The sequence below is a fragment of the Mesorhizobium sp. M7A.F.Ca.ET.027.03.2.1 genome, assembly GCF_003999175.1.
Classification (GTDB): domain Bacteria; phylum Pseudomonadota; class Alphaproteobacteria; order Rhizobiales; family Rhizobiaceae; genus Mesorhizobium.
In genome coordinates, this window is record NZ_RZOM01000990.1 from 1 (window position 1) to 2,330 (window position 2,330).

Annotated in this window: 3 protein-coding genes; 1 reads left to right on the forward strand and 2 read right to left on the reverse strand. The window is 62.2% G+C overall.

Annotation, left to right across the window (positions count from 1 at the left end):
* A partial coding sequence (locus EN750_RS30090; RefSeq protein ID WP_127398908.1) for an aldehyde dehydrogenase family protein occupies nucleotides 1-695 on the forward strand: 695 nt, incomplete at its 5' end.
* Between the two features lie 145 nt (nucleotides 696-840).
* Here EN750_RS30090 and EN750_RS30095 read toward each other — a convergent pair.
* Both EN750_RS30095 and EN750_RS30100 read right to left on the reverse strand, forming a co-directional pair.
* Nucleotides 841-1,605 (reverse strand): hypothetical protein, encoded by a 765-nt coding sequence (locus tag EN750_RS30095; RefSeq protein ID WP_127398909.1) that lies wholly within the window; start codon nucleotides 1,603-1,605, stop codon nucleotides 841-843.
* Between the two features lie 298 nt (nucleotides 1,606-1,903).
* On the reverse strand, nucleotides 1,904-2,330 hold a 427-nt coding region (locus tag EN750_RS30100), incomplete at its 5' end, for an SDR family oxidoreductase (RefSeq protein ID WP_127398910.1).

The following is a 2,330-nucleotide window of genomic DNA, read 5'->3' on the forward strand; positions in this document are numbered from 1 at the left end:
TCACCGCGGCCTTCCATCTCACCGGCCAGGTCTGTACCTCCGCCGAGCGTTTCTTCGTCGTCGACGCCGTTCATGACCGCTTCGTCGAGCTGTTCGCCGAAAGGACCCGGGCGCTGCGCATCGGCAACGGCATGGACAAGACCGAGATCGGACCGCTGGTCAGCGAAAGCGCGCGGACCAAAGTCATGCGCCTCGTTGACGATGCTATCCGCAGCGGCGCCAAGGCGGTGACCGGCGGACGCATCCCTCCGGCACACAACACCGGCTGGTTCTACGAGCCGACGATCCTGACCGGCGTCACCCCGGACATGGCAATCGTGCGCGAAGAATGCTTTGGACCGGTCGCCGCCATCTGCCGGGTCAGGGATTTCGACGAGGCGATCCGGCTTGCCAATGACAGCCCGTTCGGGCTCGGCGCCTCTGTCTTCACCACCGATCTGGCCGAAGCCCACGAGGCGGCTGAACGGCTCGAAGCCGGAATGGTCTGGGTCAACAACCCGCTGATCGACAATGATGCCCTGCCCTTCGGCGGCTGGAAGGCCTCGGGCCTCGGCCGCGAGCTCGGACGCCAGGGGCTCGACGCCTTCCGCCGCTCCAAAATGGTGATCATCGACCACAAGCCGACAATCCAGGAATGGTGGTATCCGTACCCCGACAGCTGGTTCCGTGAGACCGGCGGCCGCAAGCACGTCTGAGTGTTTCGAACCTCGCCAGCTCCGGATAGCCAGCTCGGTGGCTATCCTGGGATAGCCAGTCCATGGCCGGGAAAAAGCGATGCCGCCGGGCTTCGCCCGGCGGCATCTTTCTTCGATTGGCTACTGCCGTTTCAACGGCAAGTCGTTACGGCGTCGTTTCTGCTTCCATCGCGGCGGCCGTCTGGTCAATCTTGTCGGCAAGGACGCCCTGAGCCCAGGACGTGACCGCGGCGTCGACCGGCTTGTTGGCCATGTCCGCCAGTGCCGCGTCGAGCGATGCATCATCGGTGCCGACCTCTGCCGCGGCAGCCGCCTCATTGGCGGCGGTGACCTCTGCCTCCTGGGCAGTGATTTCGGCCTCCAGATCCGTTATCTTCCCAGGCAAGGCCGCCTGATCTTCGGGCGTCATGGCCGCAATCTGCTCGGGCGTCAGCGATGTCAGCGCGGTCAACTGAGAATTCAGCGCATCCAGCTTCTCCTGGGCCGCTTCAGCGGCGGCCTGAGCAACCTTGGCTTTGGCGGACTGCGTCACGAAGGCCTGGATGGCAGCGAACTTCTTGCTCTTCGAGTTCATATAGGCGTTGATGTTGCGCTGAAGCGAGTTCAGCCGACCGAGCTTGGCGTGGATGTTCTTCTCCTTGGGAACCGACGAGACCTTTGTGGTCTTGTCGACCGTGGTGTCGTCCGTTTTGGCCTTTGCCACCTGCCCCCGAGCCGACGAAGACTTGCCGTGCGAAGCGCCGCTCTTGCCATTGCTATTGCCGCCGTTACCGCCGGCATTGCCCCCGCCGTTGCCGTTGCCACCGCCATTGCCGCCGCCGTGCCCGTTGCCGCCGGCTCCGGCGAGCGCCGGAGACGCCAGAAGCGCCAATGCGGCAAGCGCCGCGAACAGAGTTTTCCGGTTTGTCATGGTAATCTCCTCGGGAATCGTCACCTGGCCCGACCGCTAGCGACCGTCCTATGAGAAATCGCTAATTGTACAGAGTAAACTTTAGACAAATGCTGTCTCAATACGCGATCTGCCGACCAGCCCGAAGCATAACCATCTGATATTAAACACGAATCAGCGCTCTTGAACGGCGATGGCACTGAAGTCCCATGCCGGCAGGACTATAGTCCTGCCGGAATCCAGCGGCATGGGTGAAAGTCGTGACGTGGTATATCGGAAAGGCTTTGAAACAGGGCAATTGATAAAGAAAGCACAAGTCTCAGCCGATACTTTCACCGCCGTCGATTACCAGCGCCTGGCCGGTCATGAAGGATGAGCGGTCGGAGACGAGGAACAGGATCGCTTCCGCGATCTCTTCGGCGCTGGCCCAGCGTCCCATCGGAATCTTGGTGCGGACATAGGTTTCGATCGCCTCGCGTCCGCCCATCTGGGCGATGAACGGTTCGTTGAACGGCGTGTCGACCCAGCCCGGGCAGAGCGCGTTGACGCGGACATTGTGCCGGGCATAGTCGAGCGACATCTGCCGCGTCATTGCCACTACCGCGTGTTTGGAAGTGGCGTAAGCGATCATCTCGCGGTCGTAGAACACGCCCGAATTGGAGGCGGTGTTGAGGATGACACCACCGCCTCGTGCGACCATCGACGGCATGACCATCCTGGCCGCCAGGAACTGCGCCCGCACATTG